General features: G+C 40.1%; 1 protein-coding gene and 1 pseudogene. Both read right to left on the bottom strand.

The annotated features are described in order from the left end of the window. On the bottom strand, window positions 1–2,419 hold a 2,419-nt coding region (locus Q0R37_RS15520; RefSeq protein ID WP_294755523.1), incomplete at its 3' end, for a DEAD/DEAH box helicase family protein. 108 nt (window positions 2,420–2,527) lie between these two features. Continuing rightward, a pseudogene (locus Q0R37_RS15515) lies at window positions 2,528–2,938 on the bottom strand (type I restriction endonuclease); the annotation flags it as partial. Window positions 2,939–2,946: the final 8 nt, after the last annotated feature.

Raw genomic sequence — 2,946 nt, 5'->3', positions numbered from 1 at the left:
CCATACCTTGCTTGATCTGTGACATTACAGTCTGCTCAAAGTAAGCGTCTTTCTTCAAAATATCGTTCCGGTCAAAGACTTTCTGGTCTATATCGAACTTAATGGCTTTCAGAGCCTCCAAGATTTCTTCCTCATAGCCGGAGATTATGGGCGAAGCTCCTCTTGCTTTCCTCTGAGCGTTTTCTTCTCTTATCCTCTTATGCACTCTTGCAAATTTGGCATCACCGTTATATTTTCGCATAAGAGCCTTATTTCTTTTCTGAAGCTCAGCCAGTTTTTTGAGGACTTCATCTAATACCTTTGAACGCTCAGTAAACTCATGGACGGTATCGGCAGCGAAGCCGAACTCCTTGAATCTCTGCATAAATGCTTCTCTTATGGAGATAAACTCAGGATCGTCCTGGTCTATATTCTCCGTAAAGGACTGTATCGTCCTGCGCCATTTTTCGTGGAACTCCTCTTTACTCATGAAGCCCATCTGCAATTCTTCATCAGCTATCTTTGAGAAATTAAAGGTTATGTCCTGCATAGCTTCATTGATAAGCTGTTTTGTAGAATCATCGCTGTCAAAGGCTTCTTTTTGATTTATCGTGTCGATCTGTCGCTGAACTTCTCGTATCATTTCGGGAAGTCTTGTGATTTCGAGCTTTGAAAAGGCTTGTTTCAGCTCATCATCACCAAAGGTTCGAACTACATTACAGCAGTCACGGGCAGCGATAAGCACTTTTTTCAGCTTGATAAGCTCCTGCTTGTCCTCTATGGTAGATATTTCGGAGCTGAACTCCTCCACATTATCCGTAGTGAAATCGAAAAGAACCTGTCGTACCTCACGCATCTGCTGAACAAGAGCATCTCTATCTTCTATGACCTGAGTGAATGTATCAGTGACATTATCCTTGCCGACTTCATTGGGGTCGTTAAATCTGTTAAGTTCTTTAAGGTATGCTTCATTGGTCTGTTCAAAATTGCTCTTAATGTCGGCAAAATCAATGATAAAGCCATATTTGTTATCCTTATAGGGTCTGTTTACACGGGTAATAGCCTGCAACAGATTATGATCTTTCAGCTTTCTGCCGAAGTACAGCCTTTTCAGGCGAGGAGCATCAAATCCTGTCAGGAGCATATTGAATACGATCAGTATATCTATGGTCATATTCTTCTTGAAATCCTTGACTATCTGCTTTCTTGTATCCTTATCATCGCTGTCGTGCAGTATCAATCCTGCCTTGAAATGCGACTTCTGAGAGGAATCGGCATTCAGCTCACGCTGCACCTCGTCAAAGAAAGCGTATATCTTTCGTGCCTGTTCACTTGTTTCACAGATAACCATACCGCCGAGGGTATCATCGCCCTGAATAGTACGGAATCTCTTTAAGTCGCTAATAATATATCTTGTAAGCTCCTTGACATAGGAGTCATGTTCAACTATCTGGTCTCTCTTTATATCCTTTTTCTGTACAAGAGTTTCGAGCTTCTCATAAATAGCCGAGAGCTTTTCCTTATACTTTGTTTCAATATCTTCACGGATGATTTTTAGTGTATAGCCGTCCTGAATGGATTTATCATAATAGTAGGTATGAAAATAACTACCAAAGACTTTCCATGATTCTCGCTCGTCAGCCAATAGCGGAGTGCCTGTTAATGCGATTTTTATAGAGTTTTCATCGGCATCAAAAAGGTTAGCAAGAAAGCTGCCTTTAGGATTATATCCTCTATGTGCTTCATCAATAATAAAGATACGTTGTAAATTTGTAGCATAAGACGGCAGCGTAACTCGTTCCTTATCCTCAGCAAAACGCTGTATATTGACTACTGTAATCTCTTGCTGTCCGGTGTTACCTTCCTGTGCCTGATTGTTGCGGAATTGTTCCATTAGCTCTGCACGGCTGTTAGCGGTCTTTACCACAAGTCCACGAGCTTCAAATTCCTGAGAAGCCTGTTCAAGCAGATCAAGGCGGTCGACAATAAAATAGAACTTAGCAACTTTATTGTTGTGTGCAAAATAATCAGATAGATAGTAGCTTAAATAATATGACAGCGCCGTTTTGCCGCTTCCTTGAGTATGCCATACTACGCCTGATTTAACACCATCCGAAAGTTTATCACGGATAGCAAAAGTCGCAAACATCTGCTGATACCTCATGATATGTTTCTGATTGATAGTCTCAATCTTACCGTCAACCTCACGCTCTATATTCACATAAGCTATGCCGTATTTAAGTATAAACAGCAGACGCTCCGGCGAACACATAGAAGTAATGATACGATTTGTAGGAGTGTTGACATTAAGATTGGTCTGATATTCGGGAGAAGTATGGATAACCTGATTGTTAAAGTCTTTCAGTATAGTCTTCTCTGTTTCGGTATCAATAGCTTTATAAGGGTAATCCTTGATAAATGGAGCAATATCATCATTCAAAGGATTTTCTTCACGAAAGCAATTAAATGGCGCACTGATTTTAGCTGCTGTACAATAGAACGCTCCCTGAATGGGTACAATGCCACCTTCAGCATCATACTCCATATTATTGGAGAATATCATCAGTTGAGTTATGTTTATAAATCTACGAAACTTCTTATTCGGAAAACGCTTTCTGTTCATACGATCACTTTCAGCAACCATACCACCATGATTATTTGGCTTTTTGACCTCAATAAACACTAAAGGCAGACCATTTATGAACAACGTAATGTCTGGGCGGAACTCGTCTTGACCATTTTTGCAAGTAAACTCAGCAGTACAGTGATATACATTATTTTGAGGATTTTCATAGTCTATTAGCTTAACAGGAGAAACAGCAGTAAGTCGAGTATAAAAGCTTTTGCCGAGATCATCGTTATCAAGTTCCTGCCTGATAGCTTTCAATGTTTGTTCAGCCTCACCCTCATGATCGGGATTGAGCTTTTTGAACTGAGATATAAAAACTTCTTTTAATATATTTGTAT

Source organism: uncultured Ruminococcus sp., assembly GCF_946415235.1.
Lineage (GTDB): Bacteria > Bacillota > Clostridia > Oscillospirales > Ruminococcaceae > Ruminococcus.
This window is presented reverse-complemented; position numbering and strand designations above follow the sequence as displayed.